Source organism: Streptomyces sp. TRD_SC_5 (assembly GCF_056836825.1).
In genome coordinates, this window is record NZ_JBWZZS010000001.1 from 5,844,039 (window position 1) to 5,868,172 (window position 24,134).

General features: G+C 70.2%; 24 protein-coding genes and 1 pseudogene. 8 read left to right on the forward strand and 17 right to left on the reverse strand.

All coding sequences use genetic code 11. The features are described from left to right. Window positions 1–169 precede the first annotated feature (169 nt). From AC1P0E_RS26800 to AC1P0E_RS26825, 6 genes and pseudogenes are all read left to right on the forward strand, one after another. Window positions 170–1,034 (forward strand): annotated as a pseudogene (locus tag AC1P0E_RS26800) (carbohydrate ABC transporter permease). Further along, the gene (locus tag AC1P0E_RS26805) at window positions 1,031–1,870 is read left to right on the forward strand and encodes a carbohydrate ABC transporter permease (RefSeq protein WP_482744668.1); all 840 of its coding nucleotides are present in this window, start codon (window positions 1,031–1,033) and stop codon (window positions 1,868–1,870) included. Before AC1P0E_RS26800 ends, AC1P0E_RS26805 begins: the two are co-directional and overlap by 4 nt. Further along, on the forward strand, window positions 1,870–3,174 hold the full coding sequence (locus tag AC1P0E_RS26810; RefSeq protein WP_482744669.1) for an ABC transporter substrate-binding protein: 1,305 nt from the start codon (window positions 1,870–1,872) through the stop codon (window positions 3,172–3,174). The genes AC1P0E_RS26805 and AC1P0E_RS26810 overlap by 1 nt, the downstream gene beginning before the upstream one ends. A gap of 46 nt (window positions 3,175–3,220) precedes the next feature. After that, complete coding sequence (mgt, locus tag AC1P0E_RS26815; RefSeq protein ID WP_482744670.1) at window positions 3,221–4,423, forward strand: macrolide-inactivating glycosyltransferase; 1,203 nt, start codon at window positions 3,221–3,223, stop codon at window positions 4,421–4,423. A gap of 290 nt (window positions 4,424–4,713) precedes the next feature. Next, on the forward strand, window positions 4,714–5,913 hold the full coding sequence (locus AC1P0E_RS26820; RefSeq protein ID WP_482744671.1) for a S8 family peptidase: 1,200 nt from the start codon (window positions 4,714–4,716) through the stop codon (window positions 5,911–5,913). A gap of 77 nt (window positions 5,914–5,990) precedes the next feature. Then, a complete protein-coding gene (locus AC1P0E_RS26825) occupies window positions 5,991–6,542 on the forward strand; it encodes a DUF1697 domain-containing protein (RefSeq protein WP_482744672.1) in 552 nt (183 codons plus the stop codon). 91 nt (window positions 6,543–6,633) lie between these two features. Here the strand turns inward: AC1P0E_RS26825 and AC1P0E_RS26830 are convergent, their stop codons facing one another. The 16 genes from AC1P0E_RS26830 to AC1P0E_RS26905 form a co-directional block, all read right to left on the reverse strand. Then, window positions 6,634–7,419 (reverse strand): aldo/keto reductase, encoded by a 786-nt coding sequence (locus AC1P0E_RS26830; RefSeq protein ID WP_482744673.1) that lies wholly within the window; start codon window positions 7,417–7,419, stop codon window positions 6,634–6,636. Between the two features lie 69 nt (window positions 7,420–7,488). Continuing rightward, complete coding sequence (locus AC1P0E_RS26835) at window positions 7,489–8,250, reverse strand: sirohydrochlorin chelatase (RefSeq protein WP_482744674.1); 762 nt, start codon at window positions 8,248–8,250, stop codon at window positions 7,489–7,491. 5 nt (window positions 8,251–8,255) lie between these two features. Continuing rightward, window positions 8,256–9,155, reverse strand: a complete 900-nt coding sequence (locus AC1P0E_RS26840) for an ABC transporter permease (RefSeq protein WP_482744675.1) — start codon at window positions 9,153–9,155, stop codon at window positions 8,256–8,258. Continuing rightward, the gene (locus tag AC1P0E_RS26845; protein ID WP_482744676.1) at window positions 9,142–9,939 is read right to left on the reverse strand and encodes an ABC transporter ATP-binding protein; all 798 of its coding nucleotides are present in this window, start codon (window positions 9,937–9,939) and stop codon (window positions 9,142–9,144) included. Before AC1P0E_RS26845 ends, AC1P0E_RS26840 begins: the two co-directional genes overlap by 14 nt. 54 nt (window positions 9,940–9,993) lie before the next feature. Then, a complete protein-coding gene (locus AC1P0E_RS26850; RefSeq protein WP_482744677.1) occupies window positions 9,994–11,106 on the reverse strand; it encodes an ABC transporter substrate-binding protein in 1,113 nt (370 codons plus the stop codon). A 230-nt stretch (window positions 11,107–11,336) separates the two neighbouring features. Continuing rightward, window positions 11,337–12,695: a sulfate adenylyltransferase subunit 1 gene (locus tag AC1P0E_RS26855; RefSeq protein WP_482744678.1), complete on the reverse strand. Its 1,359-nt coding sequence runs from the start codon at window positions 12,693–12,695 to the stop codon at window positions 11,337–11,339. Window position 12,696: 1 nt separating this feature from the next. Further along, window positions 12,697–13,632: a sulfate adenylyltransferase subunit CysD gene (gene cysD / locus AC1P0E_RS26860; RefSeq protein WP_482744679.1), complete on the reverse strand. Its 936-nt coding sequence runs from the start codon at window positions 13,630–13,632 to the stop codon at window positions 12,697–12,699. Next, window positions 13,629–14,204 carry an adenylyl-sulfate kinase gene (gene cysC, locus AC1P0E_RS26865; RefSeq protein WP_482744680.1) on the reverse strand — a complete coding sequence of 192 codons (576 nt, stop codon included), beginning with the start codon at window positions 14,202–14,204 and terminating at the stop codon, window positions 13,629–13,631. Before cysC ends, cysD begins: the two co-directional genes overlap by 4 nt. Beyond that, window positions 14,204–14,899, reverse strand: coding sequence for a phosphoadenylyl-sulfate reductase (locus AC1P0E_RS26870; RefSeq protein ID WP_482744681.1), 696 nt, complete (start codon window positions 14,897–14,899; stop codon window positions 14,204–14,206). The genes cysC and AC1P0E_RS26870 overlap by 1 nt, the downstream gene beginning before the upstream one ends. Beyond that, entirely contained in the window at window positions 14,896–15,075 is a 180-nt protein-coding gene (locus AC1P0E_RS26875; protein ID WP_069926331.1) for a hypothetical protein, read from the reverse strand. Before AC1P0E_RS26875 ends, AC1P0E_RS26870 begins: the two co-directional genes overlap by 4 nt. Next, a complete protein-coding gene (locus tag AC1P0E_RS26880; protein WP_482744682.1) occupies window positions 15,072–16,769 on the reverse strand; it encodes a nitrite/sulfite reductase in 1,698 nt (565 codons plus the stop codon). Before AC1P0E_RS26880 ends, AC1P0E_RS26875 begins: the two co-directional genes overlap by 4 nt. A 190-nt stretch (window positions 16,770–16,959) precedes the next feature. Continuing rightward, the gene (locus AC1P0E_RS26885; RefSeq protein WP_355250053.1) at window positions 16,960–17,043 is read right to left on the reverse strand and encodes a putative leader peptide; all 84 of its coding nucleotides are present in this window, start codon (window positions 17,041–17,043) and stop codon (window positions 16,960–16,962) included. A 122-nt stretch (window positions 17,044–17,165) separates the two neighbouring features. Next, a complete protein-coding gene (locus tag AC1P0E_RS26890; protein WP_482744683.1) occupies window positions 17,166–17,735 on the reverse strand; it encodes a GNAT family N-acetyltransferase in 570 nt (189 codons plus the stop codon). A 174-nt stretch (window positions 17,736–17,909) separates the two neighbouring features. Then, a complete protein-coding gene (locus AC1P0E_RS26895) occupies window positions 17,910–18,032 on the reverse strand; it encodes a hypothetical protein (protein WP_482744684.1) in 123 nt (40 codons plus the stop codon). Window positions 18,033–18,397: 365 nt separating this feature from the next. Further along, a complete protein-coding gene (locus tag AC1P0E_RS26900) occupies window positions 18,398–19,699 on the reverse strand; it encodes a GAF domain-containing protein (RefSeq protein ID WP_482745911.1) in 1,302 nt (433 codons plus the stop codon). A 296-nt stretch (window positions 19,700–19,995) separates the two neighbouring features. Next, entirely contained in the window at window positions 19,996–21,630 is a 1,635-nt protein-coding gene (locus tag AC1P0E_RS26905) for an acyl-CoA dehydrogenase family protein (protein ID WP_482744685.1), read from the reverse strand. A gap of 17 nt (window positions 21,631–21,647) precedes the next feature. On the opposite strand from AC1P0E_RS26905, the gene AC1P0E_RS26910 reads away from it, so the two are divergent. Beyond that, window positions 21,648–22,826, forward strand: a complete 1,179-nt coding sequence (locus AC1P0E_RS26910; protein WP_482744686.1) for a YihY/virulence factor BrkB family protein — start codon at window positions 21,648–21,650, stop codon at window positions 22,824–22,826. Between the two features lie 162 nt (window positions 22,827–22,988). Continuing rightward, the gene (locus AC1P0E_RS26915; protein ID WP_482744687.1) at window positions 22,989–23,738 is read left to right on the forward strand and encodes a helix-turn-helix domain-containing protein; all 750 of its coding nucleotides are present in this window, start codon (window positions 22,989–22,991) and stop codon (window positions 23,736–23,738) included. Here the strand turns inward: AC1P0E_RS26915 and AC1P0E_RS26920 are convergent. Continuing rightward, the gene (locus tag AC1P0E_RS26920) at window positions 23,678–24,070 is read right to left on the reverse strand and encodes a VOC family protein (RefSeq protein ID WP_482744688.1); all 393 of its coding nucleotides are present in this window, start codon (window positions 24,068–24,070) and stop codon (window positions 23,678–23,680) included. The genes AC1P0E_RS26915 and AC1P0E_RS26920 overlap by 61 nt on opposite strands. Between the last annotated feature and the right edge of the window lie 64 nt (window positions 24,071–24,134).

A 24,134-nucleotide genomic window follows, 5' to 3' on the forward strand; every position in this document is an offset into this window, starting at 1 on the left:
AGAGCCTCACAAGCCGCCCGAAGGAGTCGAATCCGTGACATGGGAGACCACAAAGACGCGGTCCGGCAAAGGTTCCGGCGCAGGTGCTGGCAAAGGGTCCGGCGCAGGTGCCGGCAAGGGGTCAGGCAAAGCGTCCGGCGGCAGTTCCGCCAGGAGCCCCCGCAGTGGCATGGACCGTGGCGCCTGGTTCCTGGTGCTGCCCGCGCTGATCGATCCTGATCCTGAGCGTCGGCCCGCTGCTCTACGGGATATCGCTCGCCTTCACCGACTCCCAGTCGGGCCGCACCACGTCCACCCAGTGGGTCGGGCTGCTGAACTTCCAGGACCTGCTGCACGACACGCTGTTCTGGGACTCGTTCCGGATCGGCCTGCTCTGGGCGGTCGGGGTGACCGTGCCGCAGTTCCTCCTGGCACTCGGCCTCGCCCTCCTGCTCAACCAGAACCTCCGCTTCCGCTGGCTGGCCAGGGCGCTCGCGATCATCCCCTGGGCCATGCCCGAAGTGGTCGTCGGCATCATGTGGCGCCTCGTCTACAACCCCGACGCCGGGATCCTCAACGAGACCGTCCGCGACCTCGGCCTGGGCGACGGACGGGACTGGCTGACCGGCCTGGCCACCGCCCTGCCCGCCGTGATAATCGTCGGCATCTGGGCCGGCATGCCCCAGACCACGGTCGCCCTCCTTGCCGGCCTCCAGAACACCCCGCACGAGCTGCACGAAGCCGCCGCCCTCGACGGCGCCGGCGCCTGGCGCCGCTTCCGTACCGTCACCTGGCCCGCCATCAAACCGGTAGCGCTCGCCATCACGGCGCTCAACTTCATCTGGAATTTCAACTCCTTCGCCCTGGTCTACGTCCTGACCAACGGCGGCCCCGGCGGCCGCACCCGCCTCCCGATGCTCTTTGCGTACGAACAGGCTTTCCGCTACGGCCAGTTCGGTTACGCCGCCGCCATGGGCTGCGTCATGGTCGCCGTGATCTCGGTGATGCTCGCCTTCTACCTCGTGAACCGCCTGAAGGGAGGCGACGACCAGTGACCTCCCGCACCAGCAGGTCCGCGCGCACCGGCCAGTACCTCGCGCTCCTCGCCTATCTGGTCTTTCTCGCCTTCCCCTTCCTCTGGCTCATCTCGACGGCCTTCAAGCCGCCGCGCGAGCTCGGCTCCCTGCACCCCACCTGGATCCCGCAGAACCCGACCCTCGACAACTTCCGCCAGGCCTTCGACGAGCAACCTCTGCTGGAAGCCGCGCTCAACAGCCTCGTCGCGGCCCTCTCGGCGGCCCTGATCGCGGTCGTCATCGCGACCCCGATGGCCTACGTCATGGCCCGCCACCGCAACAAACTCTCCGCCGCCGCCACCGGATGGGTCATGGTCAGCCAGGCGTTCCCCTTTGTCCTGGTGATCATCCCGCTCTTCCTGATCCTCAAGAACCTCCACCTCATCAACTCCCTGGTGGGCCTGATCATGGTGTACGTCGTGTGGTCGCTGCCCTTCGCGCTCTGGATGCTGGTCGGTTACGTCAGAGCCGTACCGCGCGAGCTGGAGGAGGCGGCAGCGGTCGACGGCGCGAGCAGGCTCCGTACGCTCGTCTCGGTCACCGCCCCGCTGCTGGCCCCCGGCATCGTCGCCACCGCGCTGTTCGCGTTCATCACCGCATGGAACGAGTTCTTCTTCGCGCTCGTCCTGCTCAAGACACCGGAGAAGCAGACGTTGCCGGTCGTGCTCACCCATTTCCTCGGCGCGGAGGGGGTGGCCGACCTCGGCCCGCTCGCCGCGGCCGCGTTCCTCGCCACGCTCCCCTCCCTCGTCGTCTTCGCCCTCATCCAGAAGCGGATCACGGGCGGCATGATGGCCGGGGCGGTGAAGGCGTGATGCGCACCGCAAGGTTCACCAGACTCACGGTCGCGGCCACCGCGCTCGCGCTGCTCCTCACCGGCTGCTCGGACGGCGGCGACGGCCGGGACACCGACGGGAAGATCACGCTCCGTTTTCAGTCCCTCGCCTGGCAGAAGGAGTCCGTCGACGCCAACGAGGAGCTCGTCGACGAGTGGAACGCCGCTCACCCCGACGTCCGTGTCGAATACGTCCAGGGCAGCTGGGACAGCGTCCACGACCAGCTGCTGACCTCCTTCGAGGGCGGCGAGGCACCGGACATCATCCACGACGCCTCCGACGACCTCGCCGACTTCGCGTACGGCGGCGACCTCACCGATCTGCGGGAGCTGCTGTCCGCCAGGCTCAAGAGCGACATCCCGCAGCGCAGCTGGGAGACGACGACCTTCGGCGAGGGTGTGTACGGCGTCCCGTTCCTCCAGGAGCCGAGGGTCCTGATCGCGAACGAGAAGATCCTCAAGGAGTCGGGCGTACGCGTCCCGACTCCCGAAAAGCCGTGGAGCTGGCCGGAGTTCCGGCAGATCACCAAGCAACTGAGCGGCGGCGACGGCAAGAAGTTCGGCGTCGCCTGGCCCCTGAAGGACCCCGTTTCGGCCACCCTCAACCTCGGGCTCTCGGCGGGCGGGCAGCTCTTCCACCGCCACGCCGACGGCAAGGTGAAGGTGCGTTTCACCGAGGGCGACGCCGTGGTCCCCGGCATCGTCCACGACCAGGTCAACACCGACAAGAGCGCCTCGGCGGCCACCCTCGGTATGGGTGGCTCCGACACCCTCCCCGGCTTCTTCGGCGGCAAGTACGCCATGGTGCCGCTCGGCTTCTCCTACCGGCAGCAGATCGCCCAGCAGGCACCCGAGGGCTTCAAGTGGAAGGTGCTGCCGGCTCCGGCGGGCAGCGAAGGACCGACTCAGGGCGTGAGTCCCCAGACGCTTTCGATCGCCGAGGACAGCCCGTACAAGAAGGAGGCGATGGAGTTCATCGACTTCTTCCTCCGGCCCGCCAACATGGCACGCCTCGCCAAGGGCGACTGGATGCTGCCGACCGGCAGCGCGGCTCTGAAGGATCCGGCCCTGCGCGCCGAGAAGGACGGCTGGGCCACCGGCACGGCGCTCGCCGGGCACCTGGTCTCGGCCCCGGCCCAGTCCGTGCGCGGCTACCCCGAGTGGAAGGACAAGGTGGCGACCCCCGCCTACCAGGAGTACTACAGCGGCGCGATCGACGCCGACGAGCTGGAGAAACGCCTGGTGGAGGGCGGAAACCTGGTGCTGGCCCGCTACCAGCGCTGAGTAAATCATATTGCACGAGACGTATCGTCTCGCTTAGGGTCGCGGCATGACTTCACGCCAGCGTGCCCACATCGCCATGTTCTCCATCGCCGCCCCCGGGCACGTGAACCCGAGCATCGAAGTGATCCGGGAACTCGTCGCCCGGGGCCACCGTGTCTCGTACGCGATCCCCGGCTCCTTCGCCGACAGGGTCGCCGTCACCGGCGCCGACCCGGTGATCTACACCTCGACGCTGCCCACCGAGGACAACCTGGAGGCCTGGGGCACGGAGCTGATCGACAACGTCGAGCCGTTCCTGAACGACGCCGTCCAGGCGCTGCCCCAGCTGGCCGAGGCGTTCGAGGGGGACGAGCCGGACCTCGTCATCCACGACATCACCTCCTACCCGGCCCGCGTCCTCGCCCACCGCTGGGGCGTGCCCGCCGTCTCGCTCTCCCCGAACCTCGTCGCCTGGGAGGGGTACGAGGAAGAAGTCGCCGAGCCACTGTTCGCCGAGCTCAAGCAGTCCGAGCGCGGCAAGGCGTACTACGCGCGCTTCCGCGCCTGGCTCGACGAGAACGGCTTGAACGGCCTCGACCCCGACCGCTTCATGGGCCGGCCGCGCCGCAGCATCGTCCTGATCCCCAAGGCCCTCCAGCCCGAGGCCCACCGGGTCGACGAGTCCACGTACACCTTCGTCGGCGCCTGCCAGGGCGACCGAGTGGATCAGGGCGACTGGACGCGGCCGGCCGGTGCGGACAAGGTCCTTCTGGTGTCGCTCGGTTCGACGTTCACCAAGCAGCCCGGCTTCTACCGCGAGTGCGTCAAGGCCTTCGGTGACCTGCCCGGCTGGCACGTCGTGCTCCAGATCGGCACGTACGTGGACGAGTCCGAGCTCGGCGAGGTGCCTGCCAACATCGAGGTGCACAGCTGGGTGCCGCAGCTGGCCGTCCTCAAGCAGGCCGATGTCTTCATCACCCACGCGGGCGCCGGCGGCAGTCAGGAAGGCCTCGCCACCGGGACGCCGATGGTCGCCGTCCCGCAGGCCGTCGACCAGTTCGGCAACGCCGACATGCTCGTCTCGCTCGGCGTCGCCCGCCGCGTCGACACCGAGGACGCGACCGCGCAGGCGCTGCGTGCCGCTGTTCTCGGCCTGGTGGAAGACCCCGAGGTGGCCAGGGCGGCCGAGGGTATCCGCCTCGGCATGGCTTCGGAGGGCGGCACCAAGCGGGCAGCCGACCTCATCGAGGCCGAACTGCCCGCCCGGTAGCGCCGGTTCGCCGGCCTACCCGGCCCCGGCCCGCTTCCTGTCCGGCCCCACCGCAGCAGCACGCGGTGGGGCCGCCGTGCGTGTTGCCCCCGCCTGGAAGCCGCACCGGCTCCCTGTCCGACTTGTGATGCGCTGCCCTTTTCCTTATTACGAAACCTTGTTGAGTAAGTAACAGGCACATGTAGGTCTTGATCTGAGCGCGTCAATCCGTCAGGGTTTCGAGCCAGCCCCCGGAGATCTTCCGGTCCGCGGGCCAATCCCCCCACATTTTGACGAGGAGACCCCTCTTCATGGCAATTCACAAGCGTTCCGGCCGGCTCAGGCTCACCGCGGCGATAACCGCCGTAGCGGCCGCAGCCGGTGTGACCGTACTCAACTCCTCCTTCGCGGGCGCCGCTCCCGTCGCCGAGGGGCATGTGTACGGAGCCGACGCCAAGGGCGCCGTCGCCGGCAGCTACATCGTGATGCTGGATCAGAAGACCGACAAGCAGGACCTGGCCAAGGAGTACGGCGGCAAGCTCCGGCGCAACTACAGCTCCGCCATCAACGGCTTCTCAGCCAGCGGCCTTTCGGAGACCGAGGCCAAGCGCCTCGCCGCCGACCCGTCCGTCGCCAAGGTCGTCCAGAACAAGAAGTTCACGATCAACGCGACTCAGGACAACCCGCCGTCCTGGGGCATCGACCGCATCGACCAGGCCGACACCGCCGGCGACAGCAAGTACACCTACCCGGACAGCGCGGGCGAGGGCGTCACGGCGTACGTCATCGACACCGGTGTCCGCATCTCGCACAAGGACTTCGAGGGCCGCGCCACCCACGGCTTCGACGCCGTGGACAACGACGACTCCGCCGACGACGGCAACGGCCACGGCACGCACGTCGCCGGAACCATCGCCGGCGCCGCGCACGGTGTCGCCAAGAAGGCGAAGATCGTCGCCGTCCGCGTCCTCGACGACAACGGCTCGGGCACCACCGAGGGCGTCGTCGCCGGCATCGACTGGGTCACCAAGAACCACCAGGGCCCGTCCGTCGCCAACATGAGCCTCGGCGGCGGCGCCGACGAGGCCCTCGACGAGGCGGTACGCAAGTCCATCGCCTCGGGCGTCACTTACGGCGTCGCGGCGGGCAACGAGTCGAGCGACGCGGGCCAGGGCTCCCCGGCCCGCGTGAAGGAGGCCATCACCGTCGCCTCCAGCACCAAGGACGACGCACAGTCCGACTTCTCCAACTTCGGTGCCGTGGTGGACATCTACGCGCCCGGCTCGGACATCACCTCCTCCTGGAACGACAGCGACGAGGGCACGAAGACCATCTCCGGTACGTCCATGGCGACCCCGCACGTCGTCGGTGCGGCCGCGCTCTACCTGGCGGGCCACCAGGACGCCACCCCGGAGGCCGTCGCGACGGCGCTGACCGAAGGGGCCGTCCCCGACAAGATCAGCAACCCGAGCGGGGGCACCGCGAACAAGCTGCTGAAGGTCGTCGAGTAAGGACTCGCGCGCAGCACCGAACGGGCGGTCGCCGTGCCCTCCCCCACGGGGCGCGGCGGCCGCCTATCGTTCGGCTCATGACCACGACGTACGCCGCCCTGCTGCGCGGGATCAATGTGAGCGGGCACAAGAAGCTGCCCATGGCGGAACTCGGGGCGCTGCTGGCCGAGCTGGGCCACCGGGATGTCCGTACGTACCTCCAGAGCGGCAACGCGGTGTTCACCGCCGACGCGGACAACGCCGAGAAGACCCTCGGCGCGGCCCTGGAGCAGGCCGTCGAAGCGCGCTTCGGCTTCACCGTCGACTGCCTGGTCCGCAGCGGCGCGTATCTCAAGGCCGTCGCCGACGCCTGCCCCTTCCCGGCCGCCGAGCTGGAGGGCAAGCAGCTGCACGTCACCTACTTCTCGCAGCCGGTCACCCCCGACCGGTTCGCGTCCGTCGACCCGGCGGCGTACCTTCCCGAGGAATTCCGCCTCGGCGACCGCGCCCTCTACCTCTACGCACCGAACGGCCTCGGCCGCTCCAAGCTCGCGGAGGTGCTCGCGAGACCGGCCCTCCTCAAGGGGGTCACCGGAACCACCCGCAACTGGAACACGGTCGCCAAGCTGGTGGAGATGACCCGTGGCTGACCACAACAGCGAGACCGAGTCAGCAGCAGATTGCCGTCCCGGACCACATCGACACGGTCCGCCTTGATCACGACGCTGCTGGCAGCTCCGCTCACAGCTCCGCCATCTCCTTCGCGCTCAGCCGCAGCGCCGCCGCCTCCAGGTTCTCCTCCAGGTGTACGAGCGACCCCGTGCCCGGCGTCGGGCACAGCACCGGCGAGCGGTGCAGCAGCCAGGCCAGCGCGAGCCGGCCCCGTCCCTTCAACTCACCGTTGGCCAGCGGGAACCAGGGCAGAAAGGCGATGCCGCGCGCCTCGCACAGCTCAAGAACGTCCTCGGAAGACCGGTCCACCATATTGAAGCGGTTCTGCACGGACGCGATCTCCGTCAGCATCAGCGCCTCCTCCAGCTGCCCGACGGTGACGCAGTCCAGACCGATGTGCCGGATCTTGCCCGCCGCGCGCAGCTCGTCGAGCGCGCCGAGCTGCTCGGCCATCGGTACGTCCGGGTCCAACCGGTGGAGCTGGTACAGGTCGATGGTCTCGACCCGCAGCCGCCGCAGGCTCGCGTCGCACATCGCCCGCAGCTGCTCGGGCCGCCCCGCGATGTGCCAGGCATCGGCGCTCGTACGGACCACCCCGCCCTTCGTCGCGACGACGAGCCCGTCCGGACAAGGGTGCAGCGCCTCGGCGACGAGCTCCTCCGCCAGCCCAGGGCCGTAGTTGTCCGCCGTGTCGATGAGCGTGACGCCGCGCTCTACCGCGCGCCGCAGCACCGCGACCGCGTCCGCGCGGTCGCCGCGCGGGCCCCAGTAACCGGGCCCGGTCAGCTGCGCCGTACCGAACCCGAGACGGCGTACGGGAAGGTCCCCGCCGATCGTGAAGGTGTCCGAGATCATGTACGGACGCTACTCCGTGCCCTCCGCACACAAGAGGGGCGGGGAACAGCCCCGCAGGGCACCGGTCCCCTACGCGCTGACCGCCGCCAGTCGGACCGGCACCCGTGCCTCGTCGTAGCGCGTCAGCAGCAGCCGGGCCAACTCCGGGCACGCGCCCAGGACATCGCCCAGTACCTCCGCACCGGATTCCCGCGCGCCCCGCGCGATCCGGTCCGGCAGGAAGCCGGGGGCGACGACGTACGGGGCGACGGCGACACGCCGTACGCCACCGGCCGCCCGCAACTGCCGTACCGCGTCCTCGGTACGGGGGAGAGATGCGGAGGCGAACGCAGGCCGCACGGCGCACCAACCGGTGTGCCGCAGCTCCCGCGCGATTTCAGCGATCACTGCGATCGCCTCCGGGTCTGTGGAGCCCGCCGAGGCCAGGACGACCCCGGTCGAGCTTTTGTCGCCGGGGGTGAGCCCGGCCTCGTACAGCCGCCGCTCCAGGGCGGTGAGCAGCAGCGGCGACGGGCCGAGCACCTCCGCCTGGTGGATGCGCAGCCGCGGCAGCCGCGCCGACGCCTCGTGGAGTACGGCGGGGATGTCGGCCTTCGCGTGGAACGCGCGGGTCAGCAGGAGCGGGAGCGCCACCACGTCCCGTACGCCCTCGGCCGCGAGGCCTTCCAGCACCTGCGGAACCGCCGGCGCGTTGAAGTCCAGGAAGCCGGTCTCCACGCGCAGCCCGGGTCGCAGCGACCGCACGCGCGCGACGAGCGCGTGCACGGTCGCGGCGTGCCGCGGATCGCGGCTGCCGTGGGCTATGACGAGGAGAACCGGACGGACGAACATGGTGATCAGCCCTTGGTCAGCAGGCCACGGCTGCGCAGCACGCGGCGCTCCAGCGGGGAGAAGAACAGCAGGTCGATGCCGATGCCGACGACCAGGATCAGGATGATCGTGGCCAGCACGCCCGACATGTCGCTGAAGGTACGGAAGTTCTCCATCAGCTGTCCGAGACCCGTGCCGAGGTCCGGCGAGTTGGCGATCAGCTCGGCGGCCATCAGCGAGCGCCACGAGAACGCCCAGCCCTGCTTCAGCCCGGCCAGATAGCCGGGCAGCGCGGCGGGCAGCAGGACGTGCCGGATCCCGTTGATGCCGGTGGCCCCGATGGTGCGGCCGGCCCGCAGGTACAGCGGCGGGATCTGGTCGACACCGGCGACGAGTCCGTTGGCGATCGACGGTACGGCGCCGAGCAGCACCACCGCGTAGATCGTCGCGTCGGTCAGCCCGAACCAGATGATCGCGGCGGGCACCCAGGCCACGGAAGGCAGGGACTGGAGTCCGGACAGGATCGGCCCGATCGCCGCCCGCACCACCTTCACCCGGGCCACGAGCAGCCCGAGCGGTGTACCGATGGCGACCGAGACGGCGAAGCCCAGCGCGCCGCGCGAGATGCTGGTCCAGATGTAGCCGAGCAGCGTGCCGTCGAGCCACATCTGCTCGATGGAGTGCCATACGTCCACCGGGCCCGGCAGGACGTAGTCCGGCTTGAGGTCGGAGGCCGCGGCGAGCTGCCACAGCGTGATGACCAGGGCGACGGCCACCAGCGGCGGCACCACCTTGGACAGCAGGATCCGCGCGAGGCCGACCCGCTCGGCGGTGTGCTTCGTCTCAAGAGCGTCCAGGCCGGCCTCCAGACCGGCGAGGTCGTTCTTGGGACTGGGACTCGCGTCCCTGGTTTCAGTGCTGGCCATGTCGGCGGATCTCCCCCCGCAACTGTTCAGTGATCTCTACGGACAGGTCGGCGACCGCGGAATCCTCGATCCGGCGCGGCTGCGGGATGCCGACCTTCCACTCGCGCGCGATGCGTCCCGGCCGGGACGACAGCAGCACCACGCGCTCGGCGAGGCGGACGGCCTCGCGGACGTTGTGGGTGACGAAAAGGACCGAGACGCTGGTCTCGGACCAGATGCGGGTCAATTCCTCGTGCAGTACGTCGCGGGTGATGGCATCCAGCGCCGCGAACGGCTCGTCCATCAGCAGGAGCTTGCTGTCCTGGGCCAGCGCACGCGCCAGTGCGACACGCTGGCGCATACCGCCCGACAACTCGTGCACCCGCTTGCCGTACGCCCCGCCAAGACGCACGAGCTGCAGAAGCCGCTCGGCCTCGCCACGCCGCTCCGGCTTGGCCATGCCCCGCATCTTGAGGGCGAGTTCGATGTTCTTCCCGGCCGTCAGCCACGGGAAGAGCGCGTGCTCCTGGAACATCAGGGCGGGCCGCCCGCCGGGTACGTCGATGGCGCCCGCGGAGGGCTTGTCCAGTCCGGCGACCAGGTTGAGCAGCGTCGACTTGCCGCAGCCGGAAGCCCCCAGCAGGGTCACGAACTCGCCTGGCGCGACATCGATGCTGATGTCGTCCAGCACGAGCTGCTGTGCGCCGGGCCGGCCGAACGACTTCGACACGTGGTCGATCCGTGCGGCGTACTGCACCGTGACTACGGGCGCGGCGGCCTGCTTGACGTCGAGTGTGGTGGCCATGAGCCTCACCTCCTGAGGGCGTTCCGGTTGCGGGAAGGACTGCGGGAAGGACGGTTACCTGGTGCCGAGTCCGGCGTCCTCGACGGCCGGCCGCTGCTCGGCCTTGAGCACCTTGTTGAGGAGCGACAGGTCATAGATGCCGTCGAGCAGCGGGTCCTTGAGAAGACCGGCCTCGACCGCGTGACCGGCCTGGTTCCGCAGCGTCGTGGCGAGCGGATCGTCGGTCGTCTCGACGTTCTTGAACGCCGGGTCGAGCACCTCGTCCGGCAGCTCCTTGCCGGAGTCCGCCTTCAGCTTCGCGTTGACGGCGGCCTTCGCCTCGTCCGGGTTGGCCTTGATCCACGCGTTGCTCTTCACGGAGCCGCGCAGTACCGCCTCGACGACGTCCGGGTGCTCCTTGAGGAACTTCTGGGAGACGATCACGTTCGTGATGACGAACTTGCCGTCCTTCCACAGCTTCTTCTCGTCGAGCAGCACCTTGCCGCCGTCCGCGACCAGCTTGGACGCCGTGGGCTCGGGCACCCAGGCACCGTCCAGCGCACCGGACTTGAAGGACGACGGGATCTCCTTGTTGTCCTGGCGGACCACGGTGACGTCGCCCTTGCCGGTCTTGGCATCGACCTTCAGGCCCTTCTCCGACAGGTAGTTCAGCAGCGCCACGTCCTGCGTGTTGGCGAGCTGCGGAGTCGCGATGCGCTTGCCCTCGAGGTCGTCCAGGGACTTGATCTTCTTCGGGTCGACGACGAGCGAGACACCGCCGGACGCCGAACCCGAGATGATCTTCAGGTTCTGGCCGTCGGACTGGGTGAAACCGTTGATCACGGGCGAGGGGCCGATCCAGCCGATGTCGATGGCACCGGCGTTGAGGGCCTCGATCGCAGAGGGGCCCGCGTTGAAGGGCTGAGACTTGACCTGCGTGCCGCCGAGCTCCTTCTGGAACAGGCCCTGCTGGAGGCCGACCAGGGCGGTGGCGTGCGTGACGTTGGGGAAGTAACCGATCCGCACCTTGTCGACGCCGTCGATGGGATCGCCCTTGGCGACCGGAGCGACGTTGTCGTCCTTCTTGGCCTGCGAGCCGTAACCGCAGGCGCCGAGCGCACCGATCAGCAGCGGAAGGGCGGCTGCGGCGGCGAGGCTGCGGCGAAGGGTGGTACGTGGGGCTGGCACGGCGGGTGTTCCTCTCGGTGGCCCGGCGTCACCCCTCTTGCGTGGAGTGGGGTACGCCCGGGAAGTCGGCAGATCTTCGTCGGTACGGCGGCAGGGCGCGCAAGCGGTGCGCGTACGTCATCGGGCACATCGAGCCACCCCACCCGTGCCCGCGCCGACAGTGCCGCTGCCGATGCGGCCGCCCTCTTTCGCGAACGTCGCATAGATGTCGATGGTCTCGACGGTCATGGTCAGAAGTCCCAGCCCTCGTCGTCCGCCACGGCCTGCACGGCCTGCGCGGTCTCGGCGGCGAACGAGTCGCCCGCCATGCCGGCCGCCAGCGTCGTACCGTCGGCCGGGTCGATCAACAGGAACGATCCGGTGCGGCGCGAGTCGCGGTAGGCGTCGAGCGCGAGCGGCTCTGCGGTACGGACCTTCACGCGGCCGATGTCGTTGGCGACCAGCTGACCCGGGTCCGGATGCTGAGACAGGTCGTCCAGCGTCAGCCGCGACGGGATGTCCTTCACGATCGCCTTGACCGTACGGGTGGTGTGCTTGAGCAGCACCCGCTGGCCCACCGTCAGCGGCTGGTCGGCCACGTGGCAGACCGTCGCCTCGACGTCCTGGGTGGTGCCCGGCGCGGTACCGCTCGGCGCGATCAGGTCACCGCGCGAGATGTCCAGGTCGTCGGCGAGCGTGACCGTCACCGACTGCGGCGCCCACGCGATGTCGACCGCCTCGCCGAGCGCGTCGATGCCCGTGATCGTCGACGTACGACCGGACGGAAGCACCGTCACGGCCTCGCCCACGCGCAGCGCTCCGGACGCGATCTGGCCGGCGTAACCCCGGTAGTCGGGGTGCTCGGCGGTCTGCGGGCGGATCACGTACTGGACCGGGAAGCGGGCCTTGCAGCTCGCCAGGTCGTGGCTGACCGGGACCGTCTCCAGGTGCTCGAGCACCGTCGCGCCGCCGTACCAGTCCATGTTCGCGGACGGCTCCACGACGTTGTCACCGGCCAGCGCCGAGATCGGGATCGCGGTGATCTCCGGGACGCCCAGCGAGGCGGCGTACGCCGTGAACTCCTCGGCGATGGCGGCGAAGACGGGCTCGGCGTACTCGACGAGGTCCATCTTGTTGACCGCGAGCACCACGTGCGGGACGCGCAGCAGCGCCGCGACCGCAGCGTGGCGGCGGGTCTGCTCGACCACACCGTTGCGGGCGTCGACCAGCACGACGGCCAGCTCGGCGGTCGAGGCGCCCGTCACCATGTTCCGGGTGTACTGCACATGCCCGGGGGTGTCGGCCAGGATGAACCGGCGGCGCGTGGTGGCGAAGTAGCGGTACGCCACGTCGATCGTGATGCCCTGCTCGCGCTCGGCACGCAGGCCGTCCGTCAGCAGCGCCAGGTCGGGCGCCTCCTGACCGCGCTTGAGGGACGCCGCCTCGACGGCCTCCAGCTGGTCGGTGAGGATCGACTTGGAGTCGTGCAGCAGCCGCCCGACGAGGGTGGACTTGCCGTCGTCGACGGAGCCGGCCGTCGCGAACCGCAGCAGGGTGGTGGCCGACAACTGCTCGGTCAGCCCAGCCAGAGGAGTGTGCTGTGTGGTCATTTTAGAAATACCCCTCACGCTTGCGGTCTTCCATCGCGGCCTCGGACATCTTGTCGTCGGCGCGGGTCGCGCCCCGCTCCGTGAGCCGGGAAGCGGCGATCTCGGCGATCACGGCGTCGAGCGTCGTGGCGTCGGAATCGACGGCGCCGGTGCAGGACATGTCGCCGACCGTGCGGTAGCGGATCAGCCGCGTCTCGACCGTCTCCGACTCCTTCGGGCCGCCCCACTCGCCCGCCGTCAGCCACATGCCGGAGCGCTGGAACACCTCACGCTCGTGGGCGTAGTAAATGCCCGGCAGCTCGATCTTCTCGCGGGCGATGTACTGCCACACGTCCAGCTCGGTCCAGTTGGACAGCGGGAACACGCGCACGTGCTCGCCGGGCGCGTGGCGGCCGTTGTAGAGCTGCCACAGCTCGGGGCGCTGGCGGCGCGGGTCCCACGCGGAGAACTCGTCACGCAGCGAGAAGACCCGCTCCTTGGCGCGCGCCTTCTCCTCGTCGCGCCGCCCGCCGCCGAACACCGCGTCGAAGCGGTGCTGCTGGATGGCCTCGGTCAGCGGCACGGTCTGGAGCGGGTTGCGCGTGCCGTCGGGCCGCTCGCGCAGCTTTCCGGCGTCGATGTACTCCTGTACGGACGCGACATGCAGCCGCAGCCCGTGCTCGGCGACCGTGCGGTCGCGGTACTCCAGCACCTCCGGGAAGTTGTGCCCGGTGTCGACGTGCAGCAGCGTGAAGGGGACCGGCGCGGGCGCGAACGCCTTGAGTGCCAGGTGCAGCATGACGATCGAGTCCTTGCCGCCGGAGAAGAGGATCACCGGCCGCTCGAACTCACCCGCCACCTCGCGGAAGATGTGGACGGCCTCGGACTCCAGGGCGTCCAGGTGGCTGAGCGCGTACGGGCTGTCGGTGCCGTCGACGGTTGCGGCGGTCGTCGTCATGCCAGACCCCTCTCGGTGAGCAGCGCGTGCAACGCGGCTGCGGACTCCTGCACGGTCTGCTGGTGCGACTCGATCCGCAGGTCGGGCGACTCGGGGGCCTCGTAGGGGTCGTCGACCCCGGTGAGCCCCGAAATCTCGCCGGCCGCCTGCTTGGCGTACAGACCCTTCACATCGCGTACGGAGCACACGTCCACCGGCGTGGCGACGTGCACCTCCAGGTACGCGGTGCCCTCGCTCTGGTGGCGCTTGCGGACGGCCTCACGGCTGTCGGCGTACGGCGCGATGACGGGTGCCAGGGCCAGCACGCCGTTACGGGCGAGCAGTTCGGCGACGTAACCGATCCGCTGGACGTTGGTGTGCCGGTCCTCGCGGCTGAAGCCGAGGCCCGCCGAGAGGAACTCGCGGATCTCGTCGCCGTCCAGCACCTGGACACGGCGGCCTTCGGCCTTCAGGCGTCCGGCCAGCTCGTAGGCGATGGTGGTCTTGCCGGCGCTCGGCAGACCCGTGAGCCAGATGGTGGCGCCGGTGGGAGCCCCAGTCACGTCTTTCTCCTGCTCCTGATCGATTGTCATCAGCCGTGCAGCCCGCATTCCGTCTTGTTGCGCCCGGCCCAGCGGCCGGCGCGCGCGTCCTCGCCCGCCTCGACCCTGCGGGTGCAGGGCGCGCAGCCCACGGACGCGTAACCGTCCATCAGGAGCGGGTTCGTGAGGACGCCGTGCTCGGCGACGTACGCCTCCACGTCCTCCTGCGTCCAGCGGGCGATCGGCGAGATCTTGACCTTCTGGCGCTTGTCGTCCCAGCCGACGACCGGGGTGTTCGCCCGGGTCGGGGACTCGTCGCGGCGCAGGCCGGTCGCCCAGGCGCTGTAGCCCTTCAGCCCGTCTTCGAGCGGCTTGACCTTGCGCAGGGCGCAGCACAGGTCGGGGTCGCGGTCGTGCAGCTTCGGGCCGTACTCCGCGTCCTGCTCCTCGACGGACTGCCAGGGCAGCAGAGTGATGACGTTGACGTCCATAACGGCCTCGACGGCGTCCCGCGTCCCGATGGTCTCCGGGAAGTGGTAGCCGGTGTCGAGGAAGACGACGTCCACGCCGGGCTTGGCGCGGGAGGCGAGGTGGGCGACGACGGCGTCCTCCATGGAGGAGGTCACGCAGAAGCGGTCACCGAAGGTGTCGGCGGCCCACTTGAGGATGTCCAGGGCGGAGGCCTCTTCGAGGTCCCGCCCGGCTTGTTCCGCCAGTGACTTGAGATCTTCCTGAACCATGGTCATATCTCGTCCCCTCCACCGTCGTTGCGCCGAACCCCACGGGCGAGCAGCCCGAGGAACTTCAACTGGAAGGCGCGGTTGCATGCCGCGCATTCCCACGCACCGTGACCGGTTTCGTTGGGCCGCAGGTCCTCGTCGCCGCAGTACGGGCAGTGGAACGGTGCCGCACGCTCGCTCATGACAGGTCTCCGTCGCTCGCCCGCGCCGCCCAGGTGGCGAAGCGCTCGCCGGTCTCACGCTGCTCCTGGAACCGGAGCAGGACGCGCTCGACGTAGTCGGGCAGCTCGGCCGAGGTGACCTTCAGGCCGCGCACCTTGCGGCCGAAGCCGGCCTCAAGACCGAGCGCGCCGCCCAGGTGCACCTGGAAACCCTCGACCTGGTCGCCGTTGTCGTCCAGGACCAGCTGGCCCTTGAGACCGATGTCCGCGACCTGGATACGGGCGCAGGCGTTCGGGCAGCCGTTGATGTTGATGGTGATGGGCTCGTCGAACTCCGGGATGCGCCGCTCCAGCTCGTCGATGAGCGAGGCACCGCGCGCCTTCGTCTCGACGATCGCGAGCTTGCAGAACTCGATGCCGGTGCAGGCCATCGTGCCGCGCCGGAAGGGCGACGGCGTGACGCGCAGGTCCAGCGACTCCAGCCCGGCGACGAGCGACTCGACCTGCGCCTCTTCGACGTCGAGGACGATCATCTTCTGCTCGGCGGTGGTACGCAGCCGGCCCGAGCCGTGCACGTCGGCCAGGTCGGCGATCTTCGTCAGCGTGGCGCCGTCCACGCGGCCGACGCGCGGGGCGAAGCCGACGTAGAAGCGGCCGTCCTTCTGCTTGTGCACGCCGAGGTGGTCGCGCCAGGTGCCGGTGGGCTGAGACGGCGCGGGGCCGTCGACGAGCTTGTACTTCAGGTACTCGTCCTCCAGGATCTGGCGGAACTTCTCCGGACCCCAGTCGGCGACGAGGAACTTCAGACGGGCGCGGGTACGCAGCCGCCGGTAACCGTAGTCGCGGAAGATGCCGATGACGCCGCCGTACACGTCCGGCACCTCGTCGAGCGGCACCCAGGCGCCGAGCCGGACACCCAGCTTGGGGTTGGTGGAGAGCCCGCCGCCGACCCACAGGTCGAAGCCGGGCCCGTGCTCGGGGTGGTCGACGCCCACGAAAGCGATGTCGTTGATCTCATGAGCCACATCGAGCTGCGGAGACCCGGAAACCGCGGACTTGAACTTGCGAGGCAGGTTCGAGAAGTCCGGGTTGCCGATGAAGCGGCGCTGTATCTCGTCGATGGCGGGGGAGCCGTCGATGATCTCGTTCTCGGCGATGCCCGCGACCGGGGAGCCGAGGATCACGCGGGGCGTGTCACCGCAGGCCTCGGTCGTGGACAGCCCGACCTCTTCGAGCCGCCGCCAGATCTCCGGTACGTCCTCGATCCGGATCCAGTGGTACTGGACGTTCTGCCGGTCGGTGAGGTCGGCCGTCCCGCGCGCGAACTCCTGCGAGATCTCACCGATGACGCGCAGCTGCTCGGTGGTCAGCCGACCGCCGTCGATGCGCACGCGCAGCATGAAGTACTCGTCGTCCAGCTCCTCCGGCTCCAGGATCGCGGTCTTGCCGCCGTCGATCCCGGGCTTGCGCTGGGTGTAGAGCCCCCACCAGCGCATGCGGCCGCGGAGGTCGTTGGGGTCGATGGAGTCGAATCCCCGCTTGGAGTAGATCGTCTCGATGCGTGTCCGCACATTGAGACCGTCGTCGTCCTTCTTGAACTGCTCATTGCCATTGAGGGGGGTGAAGTGACCTACGGCCCACTGACCCTCGCCACGGTGGCGTCCGGCCTTGCGGCGGGGCGTGACGGCAGCGGGCTTTTCTGGCGTGGCGGCCATGGTTGTTCGTCCTTCTCTGGCGGCTCAAGGAGTGGCGGATCGCGCCGGCCGCCCCTCTGACCTGCGCTAAGACGGTCGGACACGACAAACCGGAGGTCTCCGCCGGGTGGGCGGAGATCACGTGCGTATCGGGGTGGCCGGCTCGTCCGCTACGGCGGGGACGGCTAGTAACTGCGGTGGTGCTGTGCTGTCAGCCCACCGGACAGATGGCGCTGGACATGCGGCCGAGGTCGACGTGCCGCCGACTCACCAAGGCAACTCCAGCTGAAGACATGACGGAAGCGTGTCACGCGGATCTCCGGCCAGTCCACCACCGCCCACAATGTGGACAACTCTGTCTCGCATCGCAAGACGGTGTGGCGCCGGTCACTTTCCTGACGTCTCGCAGACGCCCGCTCAGGCGCGTGCTCCGGGCCACGGCCCGGCCGTCTCCACGTCCTCCTCCTCGGCGGTCTTCGTCTCGAAGAGCCGGAACCCGCGGCGCAGGTAGTTGTCCATGGCGTGCGGCCCGTCCTTGCTGCAGGTGTGCAGCCACACCCGCTTGGTGTCCGGCCGGTCCGGCCACCGCTCGGCCAGATCCCACGCGCGCGCGGTCCCGTACGACAGCAGGTGCCCGCCGATCCGCCGTCCCCTGAAGGCCGGGATCAGACCGAAGTACATGATCTCCACGACGCCCTCGTCCTGCGGGTCCAGCTCGACGTACCCGGCCGGAGTGCCGTTCTCGTACGCCACCCAGGTCTCGACGCCGGGCCGGTCCAGGGCCGCCTGCCACTGCTCGTACGACAGCCCGAGCCGGTCGGTCCACTGGATGTCACCGCCCACCGCGGTGTAGAGGAAGCGGCTGAAGTCCGGGGAGGGGGTCTCCGCCCGGACGATCCGGATGCCGCCCGGGGGCTCCGCGGCCGGCCGCAGATCATCGGGAGAGGTCTGTTCCAGGGACCAGGTGGTCACGGTGACGGTGCTCATGCGGCAAGCGAACCATGTGCCCGGCCCCTGGCCAAAGCCGGACGCGTGACCGACGCGAAGGACTCCGCGGTCGCTGTCCCCTCTTCCGCGTACGCCAAGGCCGCGCTGCGCAACCTTGACGCGAGCGGCGGGCTGTCCGGCAGGTGGGCAGACGTGAGATCGGACGCCGGTGCGTCAGCGAAGATCGCGGAAGCCGGTGCGTACAACCGCCACGACGGCCAGTTCGAGCAGGGGAGGCTCCACTGGGAAGGGCGGCGTCGACGACGCGGAGGACGCGGAGGACGCGGAGGTGGTCATGCACGAGTACGGCCACGCCGTGCGTCGCGGACTGGGGCGCGGTCTCCTGCACGTCCGCCGCTCCGCACTGCCTGCGGCGCGTGGACGGCGACAAGGTGTACGACGACCGGGTCGGCCAGGAGCACGCGGACGGTCAGATCTGGTCCCGAGCGCTCTTCGACATACGGTCGGATCTCGGTGCGCGCCGACCGGACGGGCGCGCGAGACACCGGGGGTCCAGTGCGGGTGCGGGCGCCGGTGCCGGCGGCGCTTTTTCCCAGCCGCCCCTTCCCGCTGTGACATTTTCCGGCTCCGTCGCGTGCGGGGCGCCGCCCCGAGTGTCTGGGGCATGCCCCCACGCGGCGGAGCCGCGAGTGCGCGACGCCCTACCCCGGGTCCCGCACCCGCCGTGCCGCCGCGATCGCCGGGGCCGTGGAGTGGGTCAGCAGGTCCGACGGGTGGAGCGGATGGATCACCTCCACCTCCGCCTCGTCCACGAAGCGGTACGGACGATGGGCCAGGACCTCGGCCAAGTGGCGCCGAAGACGTGACATTTCCGCCCGGACCGTCACCGTCCGCGTCCGGTCGCCGAACAGGTCCTCCGCCAACTCGGCCGCGCTGCGCCCCTCCCGGTGCACACTCAGCACGTACAGCAGCTCCGCGTGCCGCGGAGTCAGCTCGTGCGTCCAGCGCCCGGCCGCCCCCGAAACGGTCACCGAGGAACGCCGCCGGCCGCTCAGGTCCAGTACGACCCGGCTCACCGCACCCTCACCCGGCCCCGGCGCCTCCTCGTCCACCCGCACCAGCCACCCGCCCGGCAGCGGCTCCACCGCGCACATCCCCAGCGACGGCAGCCACCTGCGGCCCGCCCGGAACGACTTCGGCAGCGGCAGCCGGTCGACCGGCGGCATCCCGGTCACCGCCGCGAGCCAGCCGTGCGAGTCGACCGCCAGCGCCCGGCCGCCCACCCGGCACAGAACCGGCGCCGCCACCGACCGCAGGCGCTCGACGGACCTGAGGTGCCGGTCGCGCAGTTCGGCCTCGGCGAGCCGGGCCACGGATTCCACGAGGGCGAGCGTGGCCGGGTGGAACGTCGAGTCGGCCCCGCTCACGTCTATGACACCGAGGAGCCGGCCGTCCCGCGGATCGTGCACGGGCGCTGCCGCGCACGTCCAGTTGTGGAGCGTACGGACGAAGTGCTCGGCGGAGTGCACCTGGACGGGTCTGCGCAGCTCCAGTGCCGTGCCGATGCCGTTCGTCCCCGTCGTGTCCTCGCTCCAGGCGGCCCCTGCCTCCAGACAGATGCCGTCGGCCTTGCGCATCACCCCGCGGTCGCCGTCGCGCCACAGGACGCGGCCCTCCTCGTCGGTGACCACCATGATCTGTTGCGACGCCCGCACGGCCGCGATCAGCCCCTGGCTGAGCGAGGGCAGCAGCTCACCGAGCGCGGTGGTCCGGCGCCGGTGCTCCAGCTCGCCGATCGGCAGGAGCTCGCTGCTGGTGCCGCGGTCCGGGTCGATGCCGATACGCATCACGCGTTGCCAGGACGCGTCGATGACGGGACGCGGCGCGACGCGTGGAGTCTCGCCGGCGAGTACGGCTGCCCGCACCCGGGCCAGCAGCCGGGTCGAATCGGCGCTGTGCAGGGCGCCCAGGCGGGACAGGGCGAGCTGGTCGAGAGGCTGGATCTTCACTGGGCGTACCCCGTAACTCACGTGAGGGTCACTTGCTGTGAGGTGTCGTTCTCATCGTGCCCCGCCGCCGGGGCGCGCGCCCACGAGTCGGGGCAAACATTGCAACGGTCTGCAACTCTCGTGCGCCGGGTCGTGTTTGTACGAAGGTGGAGATGTTCAGCCGGGGTGGTGCCGTGTCGGCGCAGCATCACTCCGGCGGCTCCCTTCTCCCGGCGGGTCGTTCCCCCGGCGGCCCGCCGGGTCAGGCAGTGAAGAGGGCGGGGCAGCGGCCCCGGTGCCGCCCCCACTCCTCAGACCTCCACCCGCGCCCGTTCCACCACCGACGCCAGATCGAGACTGTGCGGCAGCGTGCCGAACGCCGCGCCCCAGTCCCCGCCGAGCCGCGACGCGCAGAACGCGTCCGCGACCTGCGGCGGCGCCCACCGCACCAGCAGCGAGCCCTGCAGTACGAGTGCCATCCGCTCGACGACACGGCGGGCCCGCCCCTCCATGCCGCCCAGGTCGGCGAGTTCGGTCAGCAGACCCTTGATCGCTCCGTCCAGCCGGTGGTCGGCGCCGCGCGCCTTGCCGATCTCGGTGAGGAAGGCGTTGAGCGCCTGCGGCTCGCGCTGGAGCGCCCGCAGGACATCCAGCGCCTGTACGTTCCCCGAGCCCTCCCAGATCGAGTTGAGCGGCGCCTCGCGCAGCAGCCGCGGCATGGCGGACTCCTCGACGTACCCATTGCCGCCCAGGCACTCCAGCGCCTCCGCCGCGACCGGTGTGCACCGCTTCGTCACCCAGTACTTCGCGGCGGGCACCGCGAGCCGCAGGAAGGCGCGGTCCTGCTCGGTGTCACTGTCGTACGCCGCCGCCAGCCGCATCGCGAGCGTCGTCGCCGCCTCCGACTCCAGCGCCAGATCGGCCAGGACGTTGCGCATCAGCGGCTTGTCGATCAGCTTGGAGCCGAACGCGCTGCGGTACGCCGCGTGGTGCGTGGCCTGGGCCACGGACTGGCGCATCAGCCCAGCCGAGCCGATCACGCAGTCCAGCCGGGTCGCGGCCACCATCTCGATGATGGTGCGCACCCCGCGCCCTTCCTCGCCGACCAGCCGCGCCCACGTCCCGTCGAACTCGACCTCGCTCGACGCGTTGGACCTGTTGCCGAGCTTGTCCTTGAGGCGCTGGATCCGGAACACGTTGCGCGAGCCGTCCGCCAGGACCCGTGGCACCAGGAAGCAGCTCAGCCCGCCCGGCGCCTGCGCCAGCACCAGGAAGCCGTCACTCATCGGTGCCGAGCAGAACCACTTGTGCCCGGTGAGCAGGTACTCGCCGTCCGCGGCCAGCGGCTCGGCGTTCGTCGTGTTGGCCCGTACGTCGCTGCCGCCTTGCTTCTCCGTCATGCCCATCCCGAAGAGGGCCCCGGCCTTCAGCGACGGCGTCGTCAGCCCTTCCTCGTACACGTGCGAGGTGAGCCGCGGCTCCCACTCGGCGGCCAGCGCCGGATCGGCCCGCAGCGCGGGGACCGCGGCGTGCGTCATGGACACCGGGCAGCCGTGCCCCGCCTCGGCCTGTGTCCACACCAGGAATCCGGCCGCCCGTCGCACGTGCCCGCCGGGCCGCCCCCAGGCGTCGGTGAGCCCCGCCGTGACGGCCTTGCCCAGCAGCCGGTGCCAGGCCGGATGGAACTCGACCTCGTCGATCCGATGGCCGTAGCGGTCGTGCGTCCGCAGTTTTGGCGGGTTCTCGTTGGCCTGCACCCCCCATTCCTGGGCCTGGAAGGATCCGGCCGTGCGGCCGAGGCCCGCCAGTTCCTCCCGTACCTCCTCGGCGAGTTCGGGGGCGATGTGCCGCTCCACACCCTCGGACAGCGCCCGGTCGGAGGTGAATACGTCGTATTCGACCAGGGGTGGAGCCTGGTTGGTCACTGTGTGTGTGGTGGCTGCCATGCCGCTACGGTAAGGAGGTGCAGGCAGCAAAAGAAACACCCGAACGGCCCCACGGCCGGCTTCACCGGGCCAGAGTCCTCTACCGCAACGTCTCCAAGCGCAAGTTGGTCTGGTTGCTGCTGAAGGACACCGTCAATTCGTGCATCGAGTACCGCATCCTCGGGCTCGCGGCCGAGGCGGCGTTCTTCACCCTGCTGTCCCTGCCACCCCTCCTGCTCGGCATGATCGGTCTGCTCGGTTACGTCGACGCCTGGACCGACACCGACACCGTCGCGTCCATCGAGCGCAACATCCTCACCGCCGCGCAAACGATCCTGTCCGACCGCGGCGTCAACGACTTCGCCAAACCGCTCATCGCCGACGTCACGCAGGGTGCCCGCCCCGACATCATCTCCATCGGCTTCGCCATCGCGCTCTGGTCGGGTTCGCGCGCGGTCAACGTCTTCATCGACACGATCACGGTGATGTACGGACTGGACGGCCACCGCGGCATCGTGAAGACCCGGCTGCTCGCCTTCCTGCTGTACGTCGTCGCACTGATCATCGGAGCGGTGGTGCTGCCGTTGATGGTGGTCGGTCCCGACCGGGTGGTGGACCTGGTGCCGTTCGGGACCGAGGTCGTCAGCGTCCTGTACTGGCCCCTGGTGCTCGTGCTGTCCGTCGTCTTCCTCACGACGCTCTACCACGTGTCCGTGCCCGTCCGATCGCCGTGGGTCGAGGACATTCCGGGCGCGCTGATGGCCCTCGCGATGTGTGTGCTCGGGAGTTTCCTGCTCCGGATCTACCTCACCAGCACCGTCGAGGGGCCGACCATCTACGGCTCCCTCGCGGCCCCCATCGCCGTCCTGCTGTGGATCTGCATCTGCGCCTTCGCGGTCCTGGTCGGCGCGGCGGTCAACGCCGCGATCGACCGGGTCTGGCCGTCGGTGGCCACCGCCGCGGCCCGCGAGGCGAACGACCGCGTACGGACGGCCCAGGCGGCGGCGGTCATCGCCCGGGCGGAAGCGGCGCGGGCGGAGGGGTACGGGGACGAGGACGAATCCGACCCGGACATGCCGTCGGAGTTCCCGGAGCGGTGGTCGCGGTTCCTGCCGCCGGACGATGTGAAGTCCCGCCTGCACACGGGGCGCGAGCGCGAGAAGGAACCGAAGGACCCGTCCCGGGAGACCCGCGAGACCCGGGAGGCCCGCCCATAGGCGGTGCGGTCTCGTGCGGTGCGGGGCTTTCCCCTACCCGCCCCTTCCTGAAACTAGGGGCAAGCCCCCAGACCCCCGGACGCCCTACGGGCGTGTCCTCAAACGCCGGACGGGCTGGATTTGCCCGCTGAGCGGGAAAGAACACTCCCTAACCTGGACACCATGTACGCGGAACGCGCATCGCGGCTCGACGGCGCCGCCGTCTGGACCCGCGCCGCCTCGCCGGACGCCCGTCGCCCCGCCCACCCCGTCCTCCCCGACGGCTGCATGGACCTCCTGTGGAGCAACGGCAAGCTCTACGTCGCCGGCCCCGACACCCGCGCCCACGACCCCGGCGACACCCCCGCCGGCGCGAACGCCCGCTACGACGGAGTGCGCTTCGCCCCGGGTGCCGGCCCCGCCCTCCTCGGCGTACCCGCGTACGAGCTGCGCGACCAGCGCGTGGATCTCGCCGACCTGTGGCCCGCGGCCAGGGTCCGCGCCCTGACCGGCCTGGTCAGCGGCGCGGCGGACCCGGCGAGCGCCCTGGAGGACCTGGCCCTGCGGCGCGCGGCGGACACCGGGCCCCCCGACCCGGTGCTGCGCGCCGTGGCCCGCCAACTGGACGCGGGCCGCACCGTCGCGGCGACCGCCGACGCCGCCGGACTCGGCGCCAGGCAACTGCACCGCCGCTCCCTGGCCGCCTTCGGCTACGGCCCCAAGACGCTGGCCAGGATCCTCCGGCTCCAGCGCGCGCTGACGCTCGTACGCGGCGGCATGCCGTACGCCGATGCCGCCCTCGCCGCCGGCTGCGCCGACCAGGCGCACCTCTCCCGCGAGATGCGCGACCTGGCCGGTACGACGCTGGGCGCCTACGCGGCGTCGGCGAACAGGGAGACGCCGCAGCCGTCCGGGTCCAGTACCACCGCGTAACGCTGTCCCCAGAACGCGTCCCAGGGCTTCAGGTGGCCACGGTGTCCGGCCGCGACCAGAGCGTCGTACACCGCGTCGACCTCGGCCGGGCTGTCACAGACGAAGGCGAGGCCGACCCGGTCGCCGCCCTCGGGCCTGGTCCAGTCCGGGTCGAAGGAGCGGACGGTCTCCTCGGTGTCCCACAGGACGCGCAGGCCACTGGGCAGCGTCGCCTCGGCGTGCGGGGCGGCGTCGGCCTCGGTGGGGATGTCCAGGCCGAGGAGCCGGTAGAAGGCGAGCGAGGCGGCCATGTCGGCGGCCACGATTCCGATGGCGTCAAGTCGTGGAGTCATGGGCCCAACGTAGGCGGGACACCGCGCCCCGCTCTTGAAGGAATCGGACACCGGCGACCACGGG

Coding starts and splice junctions, on each gene's coding strand:
- AC1P0E_RS26810 (WP_482744669.1), top strand. CDS start 1,870: ATGCGCACCGCAAGGTTCACCAGACTCACGGTCGCGGCCACCGCGCTC.
- mgt (WP_482744670.1), top strand. CDS start 3,221: ATGACTTCACGCCAGCGTGCCCACATCGCCATGTTCTCCATCGCCGCC.
- AC1P0E_RS26820 (WP_482744671.1), top strand. CDS start 4,714: ATGGCAATTCACAAGCGTTCCGGCCGGCTCAGGCTCACCGCGGCGATA.
- AC1P0E_RS26825 (WP_482744672.1), top strand. CDS start 5,991: ATGACCACGACGTACGCCGCCCTGCTGCGCGGGATCAATGTGAGCGGG.
- AC1P0E_RS26830 (WP_482744673.1), bottom strand. CDS start 7,419: ATGATCTCGGACACCTTCACGATCGGCGGGGACCTTCCCGTACGCCGT.
- AC1P0E_RS26835 (WP_482744674.1), bottom strand. CDS start 8,250: ATGTTCGTCCGTCCGGTTCTCCTCGTCATAGCCCACGGCAGCCGCGAT.
- AC1P0E_RS26840 (WP_482744675.1), bottom strand. CDS start 9,155: ATGGCCAGCACTGAAACCAGGGACGCGAGTCCCAGTCCCAAGAACGAC.
- AC1P0E_RS26845 (WP_482744676.1), bottom strand. CDS start 9,939: ATGGCCACCACACTCGACGTCAAGCAGGCCGCCGCGCCCGTAGTCACG.
- AC1P0E_RS26855 (WP_482744678.1), bottom strand. CDS start 12,695: ATGACCACACAGCACACTCCTCTGGCTGGGCTGACCGAGCAGTTGTCG.
- cysD (WP_482744679.1), bottom strand. CDS start 13,632: ATGACGACGACCGCCGCAACCGTCGACGGCACCGACAGCCCGTACGCG.
- cysC (WP_482744680.1), bottom strand. CDS start 14,204: ATGACAATCGATCAGGAGCAGGAGAAAGACGTGACTGGGGCTCCCACC.
- AC1P0E_RS26870 (WP_482744681.1), bottom strand. CDS start 14,899: ATGACCATGGTTCAGGAAGATCTCAAGTCACTGGCGGAACAAGCCGGG.
- AC1P0E_RS26875 (WP_069926331.1), bottom strand. CDS start 15,075: ATGAGCGAGCGTGCGGCACCGTTCCACTGCCCGTACTGCGGCGACGAG.
- AC1P0E_RS26880 (WP_482744682.1), bottom strand. CDS start 16,769: ATGGCCGCCACGCCAGAAAAGCCCGCTGCCGTCACGCCCCGCCGCAAG.
- AC1P0E_RS26885 (WP_355250053.1), bottom strand. CDS start 17,043: ATGTCTTCAGCTGGAGTTGCCTTGGTGAGTCGGCGGCACGTCGACCTC.
- AC1P0E_RS26890 (WP_482744683.1), bottom strand. CDS start 17,735: ATGAGCACCGTCACCGTGACCACCTGGTCCCTGGAACAGACCTCTCCC.
- AC1P0E_RS26895 (WP_482744684.1), bottom strand. CDS start 18,032: ATGACCACCTCCGCGTCCTCCGCGTCCTCCGCGTCGTCGACGCCGCCC.
- AC1P0E_RS26905 (WP_482744685.1), bottom strand. CDS start 21,630: ATGGCAGCCACCACACACACAGTGACCAACCAGGCTCCACCCCTGGTC.
- AC1P0E_RS26915 (WP_482744687.1), top strand. CDS start 22,989: ATGTACGCGGAACGCGCATCGCGGCTCGACGGCGCCGCCGTCTGGACC.
- AC1P0E_RS26920 (WP_482744688.1), bottom strand. CDS start 24,070: ATGACTCCACGACTTGACGCCATCGGAATCGTGGCCGCCGACATGGCC.